Origin of the sequence: Paenibacillus wulumuqiensis, from assembly GCF_000971965.1 — a bacterium.
Taxonomy (GTDB): Bacteria; Bacillota; Bacilli; order Paenibacillales; family Paenibacillaceae; genus Saccharibacillus; species Saccharibacillus wulumuqiensis.
In genome coordinates this window covers 196594-213588 of record NZ_KQ040793.1, presented here as the reverse complement: position 1 = coordinate 213588, position 16995 = coordinate 196594, and the positions used below count along the sequence as shown (strand labels likewise).

At 50.3% G+C, this 16995-nt stretch carries 11 protein-coding genes; 10 read left to right on the top strand and 1 reads right to left on the bottom strand.

The genetic code is table 11. From position 1 onward, the window contains the following. Nucleotides 1-6: 6 nt before the first annotated feature. From nikC to WH45_RS03965, 3 genes are all read left to right on the top strand, one after another. Nucleotides 7-903: a nickel transporter permease gene (gene nikC / locus WH45_RS03975; protein ID WP_046213105.1), complete on the top strand. Its 897-nt coding sequence runs from the start codon at nt 7-9 to the stop codon at nt 901-903. Between the two features lie 236 nt (nt 904-1139). Then, nucleotides 1140-2558, top strand: a complete 1419-nt coding sequence (locus WH45_RS03970) for a deoxyguanosinetriphosphate triphosphohydrolase family protein (protein WP_046213104.1) — start codon at nt 1140-1142, stop codon at nt 2556-2558. A 214-nt stretch (nt 2559-2772) separates the two neighbouring features. Then, nucleotides 2773-3711, top strand: a complete 939-nt coding sequence (locus tag WH45_RS03965) for an MsnO8 family LLM class oxidoreductase (RefSeq protein WP_046213103.1) — start codon at nt 2773-2775, stop codon at nt 3709-3711. 177 nt (nt 3712-3888) lie between these two features. Here the strand turns inward: WH45_RS03965 and WH45_RS03960 are convergent, their stop codons facing one another. Next, nucleotides 3889-4842 (bottom strand): D-2-hydroxyacid dehydrogenase, encoded by a 954-nt coding sequence (locus tag WH45_RS03960; protein ID WP_046213102.1) that lies wholly within the window; start codon nt 4840-4842, stop codon nt 3889-3891. Nucleotides 4843-5155: 313 nt separating this feature from the next. Here WH45_RS03960 and thpR point away from each other — a divergent pair, with 313 nt between their 5' ends. From thpR to cls, 7 genes are all read left to right on the top strand, one after another. Further along, a complete protein-coding gene (gene thpR, locus WH45_RS03955) occupies nt 5156-5728 on the top strand; it encodes an RNA 2',3'-cyclic phosphodiesterase (protein WP_052723610.1) in 573 nt (190 codons plus the stop codon). A gap of 300 nt (nt 5729-6028) precedes the next feature. Continuing rightward, a complete protein-coding gene (locus WH45_RS03950) occupies nt 6029-6844 on the top strand; it encodes a cell wall hydrolase (RefSeq protein ID WP_046213101.1) in 816 nt (271 codons plus the stop codon). Nucleotides 6845-6956: 112 nt separating this feature from the next. Further along, nucleotides 6957-7643, top strand: coding sequence for a metal-dependent hydrolase (locus WH45_RS03945; protein WP_046213100.1), 687 nt, complete (start codon nt 6957-6959; stop codon nt 7641-7643). A gap of 655 nt (nt 7644-8298) precedes the next feature. Beyond that, nucleotides 8299-12900 carry a glutamate synthase large subunit gene (gltB, locus tag WH45_RS03940; protein WP_046213099.1) on the top strand — a complete coding sequence of 1534 codons (4602 nt, stop codon included), beginning with the start codon at nt 8299-8301 and terminating at the stop codon, nt 12898-12900. A 498-nt stretch (nt 12901-13398) separates the two neighbouring features. After that, a complete protein-coding gene (locus tag WH45_RS03930; RefSeq protein ID WP_046213305.1) occupies nt 13399-14370 on the top strand; it encodes an ABC transporter ATP-binding protein in 972 nt (323 codons plus the stop codon). Beyond that, nucleotides 14363-15139: an ABC transporter permease gene (locus WH45_RS03925; protein WP_046213097.1), complete on the top strand. Its 777-nt coding sequence runs from the start codon at nt 14363-14365 to the stop codon at nt 15137-15139. Before WH45_RS03930 ends, WH45_RS03925 begins: the two co-directional genes overlap by 8 nt. Nucleotides 15140-15460: 321 nt before the next feature. Next, nucleotides 15461-16891: a cardiolipin synthase gene (gene cls, locus WH45_RS03920; RefSeq protein ID WP_046213096.1), complete on the top strand. Its 1431-nt coding sequence runs from the start codon at nt 15461-15463 to the stop codon at nt 16889-16891. Nucleotides 16892-16995: the final 104 nt, after the last annotated feature.

The window sequence follows — 16995 nt, the reverse complement described above, 5'->3', positions numbered from 1 at the left end:
GAGAATATGACACAGGCATCACTGGATACGGGATCGGGAGCGCAGCTCAAGGAAATCAAATCAGGACCATGGCGGGATGGCATTCGCCTGTTTATGCGCAACAAGACAGCGGTAGTCGGACTGGTCATTGTACTTTTTTTCGTCCTGCTGGCGTTGCTGGCACCGCTGATTACGCCGTATGATTATACCGCTCAGGTACTGTCGGAGCGGCTGCAGTCGCCATCGGCTGAGCATTGGTTCGGGACGGATGATCTGGGACGGGATATTTTCACAAGAACGATCTACGGAGCACGCATTTCGCTCTGGGTCGGTCTGCTGTCTGTCGTCGGTTCGATTATTATCGGTACATTGCTGGGGCTGCTGGCCGGATTTTACGGCAAATGGATTGACATGATCATTTCCCGGTTCTTCGATATTCTACTCGCTTTCCCGGGAATTCTGTTGGCGATTGCGATCGTCGCTATTCTGGGGCCATCGCTGCAGAATGCGCTGTATGCGATTGCGATTGTGAACATACCGACCTATGGACGGCTGGTTCGTGCACGTGTTCTATCGCTTCGCCAGGAAGAATTCGTCACAGCAGCGCGGGCAATTGGAGTCGGCGATTCACGGATTCTGCTGAAGCATATTTTGCCAAACAGCCTGACGCCGATCATTGTACAGGGAACCCTCGGTGTGGCCACGGCGATTATCGAAGCTGCCGGACTTGGATTCCTCGGACTGGGTGCTCAACCGCCTGATCCGGAGTGGGGGAAAATGCTGTCGGATTCCCGTCAATTTATCCAAACCGCGCCATGGACCGTTATCTTCCCGGGTCTTTGCATTTTGCTGACATCGCTCGGGTTTAACCTGATGGGGGATGGGCTGCGCGATACCTTCGATCCGAAGCTCAAAAATCAGTAATCGTAACCTTATAGGAAAGAATACACCAATCCGGATCATCAGGTCCGGATTTTTTCTTCTATATATAGGGCTATAAAATGAAGTGCAGCACAGCAGCCGAAAAAGGTTAAATAAAAGCGTAAGAGAATACGTACCATAATCGCACAAATAGGATATCCTTCCCTATAAGCTGAAAAATGTGTATAATCACTCCAATCCGCACGTTACAGGATGCAGAAAATATAGGAGAACATGATATGGATAAATTTGCAGAACTAAAATCATTGCGTGAACATCGTCAATACGAGGAAGACAAACATGAAGCTTCCCGTGAAGCATACGAGCGGGACTATTCCCGGCTGATTCATTCCCCGACATTCCGTCGGCTGCAGGGCAAATCCCAGGTATTCGGAGCAGGCACCGGCGATTATTATCGCACACGGCTGACCCATTCCCTGGAAGTGGCCCAGATTGCCAGACAGGCAGCCAAAAGTCTGCTTAGTCGTTACCCGGAGATTGATGAACAGCGGGCAGACAATCCCGGTCTGATTATCCATCCCGAAGTGGTGGAGTGCGCTTCAATTGCCCATGATTTCGGACACCCGCCATTTGGACACAAAGGCGAAGAAGTACTCGCTCATATTCTGGAAGACTGGATCGAGCAGAAGACCGCCGAAGCACTGCAGGGCAAAGTGGTCACCGAAGAAGAGCGGGAACAGATCCATCTGCAGATCCGTGAGAAATACGAGCATTTCGAAGGCAATGCGCATAATTTCCGGTTGATCATGTTCCTGGAGAAAAGGGAAAATCTGGACGGGTTGAATCTGTGTGATGCCGTACTGCTCGGTATTAACAAATATCCATATTCCGGTATGGTCAACAAAAAAGGATTGTATCAGCGCGAATGGCAGTATATTCGCCAGATTCGCCAGGCATGGGGAATTCCTGACGGCAAGACCACGCTGGAAGCGCAGCTGATGGATCTGTGCGATGATATCGCCTATTCGGCGCATGATCTGGAAGATGGCATCAAGGCAGGCAAGATAGAGGTGCATGAACACTTCATGCATGATCCTCATATTCGCCACCTGATTATGGAGAAGATTACGACTCTGGAAGATCGTTTCTGGAGAGGGTGGAACAATCAGCAGATCGAAGCCAAAGTCGATGAGGTGCTGAATACGTATCTGCGGGTATGGCGGGAGAAGCTGCCGACATGCGGACTGGATTACTCGCGTACCCGTCGCGAGGTCAAAGCGTACTGGGTGAACCATTTTGTCAGCCAGCTGGGCGTGATCGAAGATAAGGATTGGAAAAAGGTCACCTTCGTCTATGATAACAGGGAAGACGAGGATATGCTGCGTACGGTGAGTGTACTCAAAAGTTTTGCCTGGGTGACCATGATTCGTGATCTGCGGGTACAGCGTCTGCAAAAGCGCAGCGAATGGATTATCCGCCGTCTGTGGAAAGCCTTTGTCGACCAGGAGACGTCCATGGCAATCATGCCGCCGGATTGGCTGCAGCGGTTTGAACATGATCAGGCCAGTCCCGAGCCGGTATGGACATGGGAACGCATGATTATTGATTATATCGCCGGCATGACCGACGCATTTGCCGAGAAAATCTATAATGAATTGTACGGACTCAAAGTCGGCTCCATCTACGATGTAGACTGATCACTATACATTGTCGGAAATACGACTTGATGATCCCCGACCGTGTATAACTGTAAAAGGGCCTGAACCTGCGGCTGTAACAGGGAAATTCGCTGGGGATTCAGCAGATTCCAAACGACTTTCTACTATTATAATGTATGCATACAAATGAACATTCTACACCCGAAACATACAGCTGCAATCTATCGCAAAATGAATAGAGGAGGGTGCATCCATGACTTACGAGAAGATACCTCTTGGCATACTGGATATGTCACCTGTACTGGAAGGCGCCTCGGTAGAAGCAGCGCTGGAACGTTCGGTGCAGCTGGCGATCATGGCGGAGAATTCCGGTTACCACCGCTTTTGGCTATCCGAGCATCATGATATGGCACAGCTGGCCTGTACGGCTCCCGAAATTCTGCTGGCTCATATCGGTTCACGCACTTCATCGATTCGTCTCGGAGCCGGAGCCGTGCTGCTGCCTCATTACCGCCCGATGAAAGTAGCCGAGACGTTTCGCATGCTGGGAGCCTTGTATCCCGGGCGTATTGATCTGGGAATCGGACGCGCTCCGGGCGGTTCTGCTCATGCGGCGATTGCACTCAGTGGCAACTATTTATCCCATGTGGCACAGATGCCCGAGCTGGTGAAGGACCTGCGTAGTCTTCTGCAGGACGAATACAGGGTAGAAGATACACAGGTGCTGGCACGTCCCCAGCCTGTCTATCCTCTGGAATGCTGGATGCTCGGTACCAACCGTAAAAGTGCCGCTCTGGCAGCGAAAAATGGAACAGGATATGTATTCGGCTATTTTATGAGTGGAAGCGATGGGCTGGCTGCAATTCAGCAGTACCGGGACAATTTTCAACCTTCACGTCTGCATCCGCAGCCCAGAGTCATTCTGGCTGTGCGTGTCATTGCCGGCCATACCGACCGGGAAGCCGAACGGTTATATGAGCGTTGGAAAAGTTCACCGGCAGGAATTGCTTCCATTGGTGAAGAGATTCCTCCGCCGCTCGTAGGTGGCAAAGAGTCCATCTGGCAGCAATTTCAAGAAGTGTGCCTAAAATATAGGGCAGACGAACTATTGTTGATTTGCCCGCTGAATCGTTACCAGGAGCGCATTAACGTCTATGAATCGATTGTCTCATGGACACCGTCATCCGGCTGATTTTCGATGTCGAAAAATTGAAAAAAACATATTTATTACATGTAATGATTGAATATACAGTTCAATTTAACTATAAAATCGGGAATTATCCTGATTTACAAACGAAAAAGAGGCGATTCGTGAAGGAAGAGTCGCCTCTTTTTTCTATACATCAATCTCTACATATGCACACTAGAATTAGTATTGTCTGCTATAATCCACCAGATTAACCGGCAGCGTCTGACCGCCTTGATAGGCCTTGAGATTTTCGACGAAAATATCGATAACACGGTCGGTATAATGCTCATTGCTGCCTGCAATATGCGGCGTAATGATCACCTGTTCCATGTCCCAGAGCGGATGATCTTCCGGCAGCGGCTCAGGGTCAAAAACGTCCAGTCCCGCTCCGGCAATCCGGCTGGATTGAAGAGCATCGACGAGCGCATCCGTGTCCACAGTCGGCCCTCGGCCTACATTAATAAATATGCTGTTATCCTTCATTACTGCAAAGCGGCCCTTATTGAACAGCTTTTCGGTCTCGCCGGTAAGCGGAAGAATATTAACGATATAATCTCCTTCACCCAGCGCTTCATCCAGCTCATCCATCTTATACATCCGGTCGATGCCTTCCTGTTCCTTGCCTGACCGTCTTACACCGATTGTCCGCATGCCAAATGCTTTGGCCAGCTGGGCGGTTCCTGCTCCGATATTGCCGACACCAACGATAACGATCGTCTTACCATGCAATTCGGTAAAGTTACCGCTCTCGTCCCAGGAATGTTTTTCCTGATTGCGAACAGCCCGGTGCAGATTGCGTGAAAATGCAAGCATGTAGGCAAAAATCTGCTCCGAGATCGGGATCGTATGCACGCCGTTCGCGCTGGTGAGCAGTACGTGCTTTTGTTCCAGCTGCTTCATCGGCATTTTATCCACACCTGCCGACCAGGTCTGTATCCATTTTACCGGACACTGATCCGACAAAATAAAATCCTGAAGTTTGCGCGACCATCCGAGAATGACTTCGGCATCCGCCAATACGGAGTGATCCGCTTCACGAACCGGAACAGTCACGATTTCATAAGAGGATGCAGCTTGCTGTATTTTCTGTTGCTGTGACTCGCTGAGATGCTGAAGAACCACGATCTTGGACATAAATGTACCTCCCCGGTTAATGAATAATGATAATGAATAATAATGTACGTATCTTCCAAATGATAACAAATTAACGCTTGCAGACCAAATGACTTCCATCAGGACAAACCTTACTTTACGATATTACCTGCCCTGAGCAGCATCGAATCCGCAGTGTAATTTCCGCCAATAGTTTTGCACTGTTTTGAAGATTAGTGTATACTGGTTGAGATCGTTCGGAACAGGTGTTCGTAAATAATCATACTTTGATTTATGATGAATGTACTTCAAGCATATGATCCAAATAGAATGACAGGTGAAAGGGAGTGTAAGGATGGGGACTCAGACAGGACAGGAACGTGTATTTGCCGCTTTGCAGATTAAAGGTGAAGCAGCCCCTACATTGGCGGCATGGAGCCGGCAAGCGCAGGAACGGTATTCTTTTCGCCGCTGGACCTACGCTGATGATCTGCATATTACACTTCAGTTTTTTGGTGATGTGGATGTGGACCGACTGCCGCAGCTGAGTGCTGCGTTGCAGCAGGCTGCAGCTGTTGTACCGCCATTTCAACTTCAGCTGGGCGGAGCCGGAGTGTTCGGCAATCCATCAGCGCCGCGTGTATTGTGGATTGAACCGCAGGGAGAGACGGACAGCCTGCATCATCTGCAGGCTGAAGTGCAGCAGATGTGCATACCGCTGGGGTTTACACCCGAGCAGCGTCCCTATCATCCGCATCTGACAGTAGCCCGCAAATATAACGGCAGCGCCCCGTTTGCCGAACTGACGCCGGAAGACTACCCATCGCCGGATAGCTGGCTCGTCGATGAAATGGTACTGTACCGGACATGTCTCGGGCAGCAGCCGATGTATGAGATTGCAGGCACATTTCCACTATCCGGCAGATGACCAAGCCTAAAATGGCGATTTTGTCAATTTGACAAAAGTAAACAAGTTATAATAATATACTTGCTGCTGCAATCCGGCGGCATTTTATAGGGGAACAGCATGATCATCATGCTCAAATAAGTATTGAATTCCGGAAAATCCGGAGATTCAAATTCAAGTTGGCATTGCTCCGCATCACCGGAGAGAAAATAACGCTGTGAAACTGAATGTGATTCAAAATTTGAATGTTGGTGTATTCAAATGGAAGGTCAAAAAGGTTACATAGGGTTAGGAGTATGCTAACAGTACTGGAGGAAGAAAATGGATTTTATTAGACGCAATCAGTGGATTACGCCTTTACTCGGCGTGCTTTTTATATTCGTTATGTCCCTCCCTTTCTGGATGGATTCCAAAATGACGAGCCAACAATCCTTTACTGAGCTGCCTGCATGGGGTGCGCAGCCGGCAGGTTCAGTTTCTCATGCCCAGAATGTCAGGACCGACACGGCATTTATGACATGGAACCATAATCATACCCAAAAGCTGATTTATCAGGTCAAGGCAGAAGAAGCTGCAGCACTCAAAGCGGAACAGCACAAGAAAAAAGCTGCACAACTCAAGGCGAACACCGCTACAGCCAAGGCAAAAGCAATGCCGGCGGCAGTGACGGCAAGTTCGTCCATTAGTGATTCCACCCCAACCCACTTATACTTTACTCGGACAAAGCTGCTTAGCCAGAGCAACAAATCTCAGGCTACCTGGACCTACGCATTGTCTGATAAAGAGCAGCTCCTGCTTGAACGTATCGTTATGGCAGAAGCTGAAGGCGAACCGTACGAAGGCAAAGTGGCAGTTGCCAATGTTGTCTTAAACCGGCTGCGGTCCGCTAATTTCCCCGACACGATTAAAGATGTAATCTATCAGAGATATCAATTTTCCCCGGTAACCAACGGCAGATTCGAGCGTGTGACACCTAACGCCGATTCGGTAAAAGCAGTGCATGAAGCGCTGGAAGGCCGCAAGGAAGTTCCGGATAATACGTATTATTTTGTGTCGCTTTCCCTGGCGACTGATTTTGATATTCCCAATACCCGAACCAAAGTGGAGCAAATTGGTCACCATACGTTTTATAAATAAGCTGCCGATTCCTGGAGCTTGTTCCGTTCTGCCCTGCAGAGTTACACATCTGCGATCGATGGTGGTACAATAAACGGTGGAAAATCAATTCAATCCCGGAGGTGCTTCATCCATGAAAATCACATATTACGGTCAATCCTGTCTGCTGGTCGAAGAAGGCGGCAAAAAGGTTATTATCGACCCATTCCTGTCCGGCAATCCGCAAGTCAATATTGATCTCAAAGACATCCAGGTGGATGCGGTTATTTTGACACATGGTCACGCTGATCATTATGGTGACACGGTGGAGATTGCCCAGAATAATAATTGTCCGGTGATTGCAATCGTTGAACTGGCGCAGTATGCAGCCGGCAAGGGAGCGCCTGAAGTGGTAGGTATGAACCTTGGTGGTGCCAAACAGTTTGACGGCTTCAAAGTCAAATTCACACTCGCATTCCATACGTCCTCTATCCAGGATGGCGATCAGGTCGTCTATCTCGGCGAACCAGCGGGGATCCTGCTGACGATGGGTGGCAAGACGCTGTACCATGCAGGCGATACAGCACTGTTCGGAGATATGAAGCTGATCGGGGAATTGAACAAAATTGACGCAGCTGCCCTGCCTATCGGTGACTTTTATACGATGGGTCCGGAAGATGCACTGCTGGCTGCAGAGTGGGTCAAAGCAGGCCATGTCATTCCTGTGCATTACAATACCTTCCCGGCGATTGAGCAGGATGGAGATGCTTTTGTCGCTGCACTGCAAAAGAAAGGGCTGCAAGGCTCTGTTCTTCAGGTCGGCGAGAGTGTAGACATTTGATGAATCCGTCGGTGAACGGATTTTGGAATTCATAGAGCAGCAGCAAGGAACAGATTAACTGGATCAATCCATATGCAGCATCAGGCAATACAAAAACGCACAGCCCTATCCAACGGGGCTGTGCGTTTTTGTCTGTTGACGGATCAACTAGCCAGTTCCCTCTGTCTCTGCATCATAAATCTGACGGGGAACCGCAAAAGAACTGCTGTAAAAGACGGACTTTCAATACTCTCTGCTAAACTGAATATAATATTAACTATAATGTATGATTATACAGCAGAATTTATTGTACTGCGTTATCACACTAATGCTTTGACGCAAAATAATAATTTATCGGATATATAAAAAGTTTGAATTGCTATGATGTGAGCTCAGTGTTAAAATGTATAAAACCCATTAGGTTACAACAATATCACATACGCTGAGTAAGTCGCTTGCATCCATAAGTGGATAATTATTCTTCCGCTGTTTCTTCTGAACCTTATATTCAAATAGGCTGCTTCCATTACATTCGAATCTGCAGAGATGTATATCCCAATGAATGGAGAGAGCAGTCTGTTTTGTATACCCTATCCTTTAGCAGCATTCTTCTTCGTATGGCCGTCCTCTGGCTCGTCTTCTGACATTTCACTTCATAATAGAAAGGTTGCGTATTATGAACATTACAGGTTTACCTCCGAAGCAGGGTCTATATGATCCGCAGTTTGAAAAAGATGCCTGCGGTATGGGATTTACCGCGCATATCAAAGGAATACCTAGTCACCAGATTGTTAGTCAGGCACTCACGATGCTCGAAAATATGGAGCACCGCGGCGGTCAGGGCAGTGAACCGAATTCCGGTGACGGAGCCGGTATTATGGTACAGATCCCGCATCGTTTTTTTGTTAGGGAAGCACAGACCAATGGTTTTGAACTGCCCGCAAAAGGTCAGTACGGTGTAGCGATTGTGTTCCTGTCCCGTGATGAAGAGCTGCGCAGCTGTCATGAAGCTGTGCTGAAAAGCATTATCGAGCAGGAAGGCCAGGTGTATCTTGGAGCACGTACCGTTCCGACAGATGACAGCACGCTCGGCAAATCGGCCAAGGATGCCAAGCCGGTCGTACGCCAGTTCTTTATCGGACGCAGTGAAGCATTGCAAAGTCAGGATGAACTGGCATTTGAACGCAAACTGTATGTCATTCGCCGTCTGGCCGAGCGTCATATCCGTTATGCGGAAGAAGCAGGCGGAGAGACATTCTACATTCCGAGTCTGTCCTGCCGCAAGGTGGTCTACAAGGGAATGCTGACGACGGCGCAGGTAGGAGATTTCTATCTGGATCTGCGTGATGAAGAGTTCGAATCGGCCATGGCGCTTGTTCACTCCCGTTTCAGTACCAACACATTCCCGAGCTGGGATCGTGCCCATCCGTATCGCTTTATGATCCACAATGGTGAGATCAATACGATGCGCGGTAATGTGAACTGGATGCATGCCCGTCAATCGCTGTTTGAGAGCGAAGTGTTCGGTGAGGATATCGACAAGATCCGTCCGGTCATTAACCCGGATGGTTCGGATACGGCGATGTTTGATAACACGCTGGAGTTCCTGTATCTGAACGGTCGTTCCCTGCCACATGTAGCGATGATGATGGTACCGGAGCCATGGAGCAACCATGACACCATGGATGAGAAGAAGAAGGCGTTTTACCAGTATCATAGCTGTCTGATGGAGCCGTGGGACGGACCTGCCGCTATGGCATTTACCGATGGCATTCAGATTGGTGCGATGCTTGACCGTAACGGTCTGCGCCCGGCACGTTATTATGTAACCAAGGATGACCGGATTATTCTGTCTTCTGAAGTTGGTGTACTGGATATACCGGCAGAGGACATTTTATACAAAGACCGTCTGCGTCCAGGACGGATGCTGCTGATCGACACGCAGGAAGGCCGTATTATTTCCGACGAGGAAATCAAGGAAAAGATCGCTTCCGAGCAGCCGTATGCAGAGTGGCTGGAAGAGCATCTCATGAATCTGGATGAAGTTCCGGAAGCACCGGAAGCGATTCAGCCGGATCATGACAATGTACAGCAGCTGCAATTGGCATTTGGTTATACATTTGAAGAGCTGCGCAAAGTTATTGAACCGATGGCAACGACTGGAGCGGAAGCGATTGGCTCGATGGGCTATGATGCACCGCTGGCCGTACTGTCGGATCAGCCGCAGCGATTGTATAACTATTTCAAACAAATGTTTGCCCAGGTTACGAATCCGCCGATCGATGCGATTCGTGAAGAGATCGTGACCTCGACAGCCACCGCGATTGGACCGGAGCGCAACCTGCTCGATCCGCAGCCGGAGAGCTGTCGTCAGATTATTTTGAATACGCCGATTTTGTCCAATGAGGACTTTGCCAAGGTACGTCATGTACGCCGTCCGGGCTTCAAGGCGATGACGATTCCAATCTTCTTTGAGGCGTCCAAAGGCGCCGAAGGACTGCGTGCTGCACTGGTGAACCTGTGCGAAGCGGCAGACCGCGTTATTGCCAAAGGACATAATTTCCTGATTCTGTCCGACCGTGGTACGGACAAGGATAATGCAGCGATTCCGGCTCTGCTGGCAGTGGCCTGTTTGCATCACCATCTGATCCGTCAGGGCACACGTACACGGGTCAGCCTGCTGCTGGAATCCGGCGAGCCGCGTGATGTGCATCATTTTGCACTGCTGCTCGGCTACGGAATCAGTGCGGTCAATCCGTATCTGGCATTCGAAACGATGCAGGATATGATCAAGCAGGGGCTGCTGCGTGGTATTTCCCACGAGAAAGCAGTTAAAAACTATATCAAAGCTGTGACCAAGGGTGTCGTAAAAATCCTGTCCAAAATGGGCATCTCGACGATTCAATCCTATCGCGGCGCACAGATCTTCGAAGCGGTTGGTTTGAAGCAGGACTTTGTGGATCAATACTTCACCTGGACGCCTTCCCGGATTGGCGGGATCGGTCTGGAAGAAGTAGCTCAGGAAGCTCTGTCACAGCATACCCGTGCCTTTACGGACAAAGACGGCAATGACCGTGTGCTGGATTCCGGCGGCGATTATCAGTGGCGCAATGACGGGGAACAGCATCTGTTCAACCCGCAGACGATTCACCTGCTGCAGCATTCCGTACGTACCGGCGATTACAAGCTGTACAAAAAGTATGCTGCCCTGGTGGAAGGCGAGAACGAACAGCGCCTGACCCTGCGCTCCATGCTGCAGTTCAAGCCAAACGGCGCACCGATTCCACTCGAAGAGGTAGAGCCGATCGAATCGATCATGCGGCGCTTCAAGACTGGCGCCATGTCCTTTGGTTCGATCAGCAAGGAAGCGCATGAGAGTCTGGCGATTGCGATGAACCGGATCGGCGGCAAGAGCAATACCGGTGAGGGCGGCGAAGATCCTGCCCGCTTCGTACCGGATGCCAACGGCGATTCCCGCCGCAGTGCGATCAAGCAGGTCGCTTCCGGACGGTTTGGCGTTACGTCCAACTATCTGGTCAATGCCGATGAAATTCAAATCAAAATGGCCCAGGGTGCCAAGCCGGGCGAAGGCGGACAGCTGCCGGGCCGTAAAGTATATCCATGGGTAGCGGAAGTGCGTGGTTCCACGCCGGGCGTAGGTCTGATCTCACCGCCGCCGCACCATGACATTTATTCCATCGAGGATCTGGCCGAACTGATCTATGATCTCAAAAATGCCAATCCTCGTGCAGCCATCAACGTGAAGCTTGTATCCGAAGTCGGTGTCGGCACAATCGCTGCCGGTGTTGCCAAAGGACGTGCAGATATTATCCTTGTCAGCGGTTATGACGGCGGTACAGGTGCTTCTCCGCAGGGTTCGATCCGTCATGCGGGTCTGCCGTGGGAGCTTGGATTGGCCGAGACCCAGCAGACGCTGATTATGAACAATCTGCGCGACCGTGTCGTACTGGAGACCGATGGCAAAATGCTGAGCGGACGCGATCTCGCTGTTGCAGCATTGCTCGGTGCCGAGGAGTATGGATTCTCCACTGCGCCGCTCGTTACGCTCGGCTGTATCATGATGCGTGTCTGTCAGATGGACACCTGTCCGGTCGGCGTAGCGACGCAAAATCCGGAACTGCGCAAGAACTTTACCGGCGATCCGGAGCATGTGGTTAACTTTATGAAGTTTGTCGCAGAGGATCTGCGCGAGATTATGGCTGAGCTGGGTTTCCGTACCGTACAGGAGATGGTAGGCCGTCTGGATTGTCTCGATGCAGCGAACGCGGCAGATCACTGGAAGAAAAAAGGACTGGATCTGTCTGTCCTGCTGCATGAGCCGAAGCTTCCGGAAGGCAGCGAACGCTTCAACGTACAGCAGCAGAATCACCAGCTGGAAGAGACGCTCGATATGCAGCAGCTGCTTCCACTGGCAGCGCCTGCGCTGGAAAATGGCAGCCGTGTACAAGCGGAACTGGCGATTTGTAACGTCAACCGGGCGACCGGAACCATTCTCGGCAGCGAAGTGACCCGTAAATACGGTGCAGCCGGTCTGCCGGAAGATACGATTACCTTTAGCTTCAAAGGCTCAGCAGGTCAGAGCTTTGGTGCATTTGTGCCGAAAGGTATGACGCTCAAGGTTGAAGGAGATTGTAATGACTATGTCGGTAAAGGACTATCGGGGGGTAAGATCATCGTGAAGCCGGATGCCCGGGCTACCTTTGCCGCCGAAGAAAATATCATTATCGGTAATACCGCGCTGTATGGAGCCACAAGCGGTGAAGCATATATTAACGGAATTGCAGGCGAACGGTTTGCCGTTCGGAACTCCGGTGCCAATATCGTTGTTGAAGGCACAGGCGATCATGGCTGTGAATATATGACCGGGGGACGTGTCGTTGTACTCGGTACAACCGGCCGTAACTTTGCCGCAGGTATGTCCGGCGGTGTCGCCTATGTACTCGATCCGAGTCACGACTTTGTCGGCCGCTGCAATCTGGAGATGGTCCTGCTGGAGTCGCTGGAGGAACCGGAAGAACTCGAAGAAGTGCGTGCACTGATCGAGCGTCATGTTCAATATACCGGCAGCCAGGCAGGACAACGGGTACTGGAAGATTGGGAACATCAATCCCAGGATTTCGTTCGCGTCATTCCAAAAGACTACAAACGGATGACCGAACAAATCCGCAAAGTTCACGAAAGTGGTCTGACCGGCGAAGCGGCACTGCTCGCTGCCTTTGAAGCCAATATGCGTGAACTGGCCCGTTCCGGTGCGTAGTCTGCTTGCAGGTCTCATGATGCTGCTGGCTATCTTTGATATTATGGAATAGTGCATGTGGAACAGCAGCGTTTAATATAACCTTTATCATTAACAAGTAACCCGTATAATCTACCGGGAGTGTCCGGATGGTCCGTCTTTGTAAGCCGCAGGTTTACGATTGGACCGTCCCATGCTTCCGGCAGGTTGGCGGGTTCTTTTTTTATTGTCAGGGCAGTGTTACAATGATAACGCCTGACGCCGGAGTCCTCAGGAACAGTGCATCAGGTGCAACCATACATAGGAACCAGAATAGCAGAGGCCAACGAGCATCACACAACAAACAGAAAAACGAAAACGACAAGCAGCAAGCAGGCAGAAATAGCTAGCCTACTATCAACCAATCTACCGAAAGAAAGGAGCTTCATAATTATGGATAAGCTCTCAACAAATGATCCATCCGGTACACCGACATCTCCGGGATCAGCGACGCCTTCGCAATCGCCTTCGTCCCCGGCAATGCCAGCCAGCGATAATACCCGGCTGGATGCCGTACTGCCGGCAGGCAGCGATCTGCCGGTCGTGCAGTTCCGCGGAGTGACCAAGAAAATCGGCTCCAAGACCATTATTGATAATCTGACGCTGGATGTGCCAAGAGGACGGGTATTCGGTTTTCTCGGCCCCAACGGTTCAGGCAAGACGACCACGATCCGCATGCTGGTCGGTCTGATGTCGATCACCTCGGGCGATATTCTGATCGAAGGCCAGAATATTCGTACCCATTTTGAGGAAGCGATCGCCAAGGTTGGTGCCATTGTAGAAAATCCGGAAATGTACAAATACATGAGCGGCTATCAGAATCTGATGCAGTATGCCCGTATGTCACCGGGCGTCGACAAGCAGCGGATCAGCGAAGTGGTTCAGTTTGTCGGTCTCGGTAATAGGATCTATGACAAGGTCAGCACCTATTCTCTCGGAATGCGTCAGCGTCTTGGTGTTGCACAGGCGCTGCTGCATCGTCCGCGTCTGCTCGTACTCGATGAACCGACCAACGGACTGGATCCGCAGGGAATCCGTGAGTTGCGCGATTACTTACGCGCACTCAGCCGGGAGGAAGGCACGACCGTCTTTGTCTCCAGTCATCTGCTGTCCGAAATGGAGCTGATGTGCGATACCGTCGCTGTCATTAATGGCGGCCGTCTCGTGGATGTGCGTCATCTGGATCATGCTTCTCATCCATCCGCCGCTTCGGCTTCAGCCAAGATGATGGTTCGGTTTGAGACCGATCAGCCGGAGCTGGCTGCACGGATCGGCGGAGGCGGACAGGTGAGCGGCAGCAGCTGGAGTATTGCTGCAGACCGTCAAGAGATCGCCCGGTTGAATGCGCTGCTGGTACAAAACGGCATTGCTGTCTACAGCATTACGCCGATCCGGGAGACGCTGGAAGACCAGTTCCTTGCGATGACGAGAGAGGGGGAGCGTCATGACTGATTTTATGCAATTGATCTGGAATGAGACGCTGAAGATCTATCTGCGGGTATCCACATGGATTTTGCTTATTTTCCTGGTAGTCTTCTCGCCGCTAATGTTGGTGCTGATGAATCTGGGTGACTTCCCGTTTGGCGCTCAGCAGGCAATTGAGCAATCGTTTGCGATGTATTTTCTGGTTATTCTGTTTTCGCTCATTATCGCTTCGGACTCGGTTGCCGGTGAGTTTGCGACCGGAACGATCAAGCTGCTGCTGATTCGTCCATGGCAGCGCTGGAAGATTCTCGCTTCCAAGTTCCTGTCGGTGGCTTTGTTTACACTGGTGCTGACGCTGCTGTTTCTGCTCGTGGTAACAGTGATGGGGTATATTCTGTTCCCGTCGTCTTCATCCAGTCTGTTTGGAGAAGGGGAAAGCAATCTGTTTCTGCTTGTGCTGTACAATTATATCCGCGCGCTGATGCTGGCTGCTTTTGCATTTATGCTGTCTGCGCTGTTCCGTTCGACGGCACTGGCGATTACGTTGGCGATTCTGCTGTATTTTGCAGGGAACATTATTACGCCGCTGCTTCAGGCTTTTCTGCAGCCCAAGGATTACTGGTTTGTCAAAGTATTCCTGCCAGCCAATCTGGATCTGACCCAGTATATGAAAGATCCAAATGGAATGTTTGGAGTTACTTCACTTGGCTGGTCGCTGCTGGTGCTGGCTGTCTACTTTGTGGTCTTTGTGTTGATCGCCTGGTGGTCATTTACGAAGCGTGATGTGCGGGCATAATGGCGGCCGTCTAGACTCAAACTAAATTCTATAATGATAGCGATAAGCATACATCCTTGTACAAGGCGTCCTTTCGGCAGGAAGGGCGTTTTTCCTGTGATTGCAAGAGGTTATGCGCTGTACTTCTGCGAATATATCCTTTCCTGCCCTGCTCCAAATCATCGGACATACCATATGGAATATTTTACAAGGGTACGGATTGAATCAGTTCGGTTATGCTGTGGTTATATGAATAACAGTACAATTGTCGCTAAATAAGTACAGCATTTGATATGATACGATTTGTATACTATTTTTATTTAGCCGGAAAGGAAGCACAGCATGGTCTGGTTGTTTATTTTGTGCATTATTTTTATTTCCCAGATCGGTACGATTCTGGTATTGGAATTCCGTTCGCCGACCAAAGCGGTCGCCTGGATGTTTATTTCTTTTTGTGTTCCCTTTATCGGGTTTGTGGTGTATTACTTTGTGGCACGCAATTACCGCAGCCGCAGAACGATTCGCAAAAAAGGAACGATTATTTTCCGCGAGGTGCGCAGCAGGCTTTGGAAGCAGGCCGCGGTGATTCGCTCAGTCAAAGATATGGGCAATGAGGAATTTCTGGCCCAGGGCCGTCTGTTCTCGCTGCTGTCCCATCTGACCGAGAACCCGATTACCTCGTGCAGCCAGATTGACGTGCTGACCGATGGGAAGGCGACCTTTACAGCGATGCTGCAGGCACTGGAGCAGGCTCAGCATCATATCCACATTCAGTTTTACATTTTCCGGGATGATATGATTGGCCGGGAGTTCACCGAAATCCTTATTCGCAAAGCGCAGTCCGGTGTCAAAGTACGCATGATGTGCGACGGACTGGGCAGCTATCACCTCAAACATACCTTTGTGAAAAAGCTCAAGGCTGCAGGTGTGGAATTCTACTTTTTCCTGCCGCCATTCACCTCTTTTATCCAGCGTGAAGTCAATTACCGCAATCACCGCAAAATTCTGGTGATCGACGGGGAAGTCGGTTTTATCGGCGGGCTGAATATCGGGGATGATTATCTGGGACTGGACCCGAATCTGGGGTACTGGCGGGATACGCATCTGGAAGTCCGCGGAGATACGGTATACTTTTTGCAGATTGTATTTCTGGAGGACTGGGAATTTGCTTCCGGTCAGCGAATCACCGATCCGGTTTATTTCCCGGAGCATCAGTGTGTCGGGCGTGAACGGGCGCTGATCGTGGCGAGTGGACCGGATCGCAACTGGAATGCGATTCAGGAAATGTGCTTCAGTGCACTGGCTGTTGCCAAGCGGCGAATCTGCATTACTACGCCATATTTTATCCCCGATCAGAGTATTTATGCCGCGATCAAGACGGCAGCGGTGAGCGGGGTGCAGGTGGATATTATTATTCCCAAAATATCCGACTCCCAGATTGTGCAGTATGCATCGCTTTCTTATATCGAGGAACTGATGAGGGTTGGCGTACGGATTCACCAGTATGAAAAAGGGTTCGTTCATGCCAAAGTGATGATCATTGATGATCTGCTGGCGTCGGTCGGTACTGCCAATATGGATATGCGCAGCTTTTACAGCAATTTTGAGCTGTCTGCCATTTTGTTTGAACAGGAGACGATTGAGCGTCTGATGCAGGACTTTACCCGCGATCTGCAGGAGAGCAGTCGGATCAATTATCATGAATTTATCCGCCGTTCCCGGGTGCAGAAAACGATGGAGACACTGTCCCGGATGCTGTCACCGCTGCTCTAGGCAGATCTGACTGATACAGGATCAAACAACCTCACAAAAAACAACAGAGCGGCCTAAGCGGCAGCGGAATATGATATAATCTCTGTAACAGCCTGCCTGCCGCA

What these genes read in the sequence shown, in the direction of transcription:
- nikC (WP_046213105.1), top strand. Translation starts at nt 7, where the DNA reads ATGACACAGGCATCACTGGATACGGGATCGGGAGCGCAGCTCAAGGAA.
- WH45_RS03970 (WP_046213104.1), top strand. Translation starts at nt 1,140, where the DNA reads ATGGATAAATTTGCAGAACTAAAATCATTGCGTGAACATCGTCAATAC.
- WH45_RS03965 (WP_046213103.1), top strand. Translation starts at nt 2,773, where the DNA reads ATGACTTACGAGAAGATACCTCTTGGCATACTGGATATGTCACCTGTA.
- WH45_RS03960 (WP_046213102.1), bottom strand. Translation starts at nt 4,842, where the DNA reads ATGTCCAAGATCGTGGTTCTTCAGCATCTCAGCGAGTCACAGCAACAG.
- thpR (WP_052723610.1), top strand. Translation starts at nt 5,156, where the DNA reads ATGGGGACTCAGACAGGACAGGAACGTGTATTTGCCGCTTTGCAGATT.
- WH45_RS03950 (WP_046213101.1), top strand. Translation starts at nt 6,029, where the DNA reads ATGGATTTTATTAGACGCAATCAGTGGATTACGCCTTTACTCGGCGTG.
- WH45_RS03945 (WP_046213100.1), top strand. Translation starts at nt 6,957, where the DNA reads ATGAAAATCACATATTACGGTCAATCCTGTCTGCTGGTCGAAGAAGGC.
- gltB (WP_046213099.1), top strand. Translation starts at nt 8,299, where the DNA reads ATGAACATTACAGGTTTACCTCCGAAGCAGGGTCTATATGATCCGCAG.
- WH45_RS03930 (WP_046213305.1), top strand. Translation starts at nt 13,399, where the DNA reads ATGCCAGCCAGCGATAATACCCGGCTGGATGCCGTACTGCCGGCAGGC.
- WH45_RS03925 (WP_046213097.1), top strand. Translation starts at nt 14,363, where the DNA reads ATGACTGATTTTATGCAATTGATCTGGAATGAGACGCTGAAGATCTAT.
- cls (WP_046213096.1), top strand. Translation starts at nt 15,461, where the DNA reads ATGGTCTGGTTGTTTATTTTGTGCATTATTTTTATTTCCCAGATCGGT.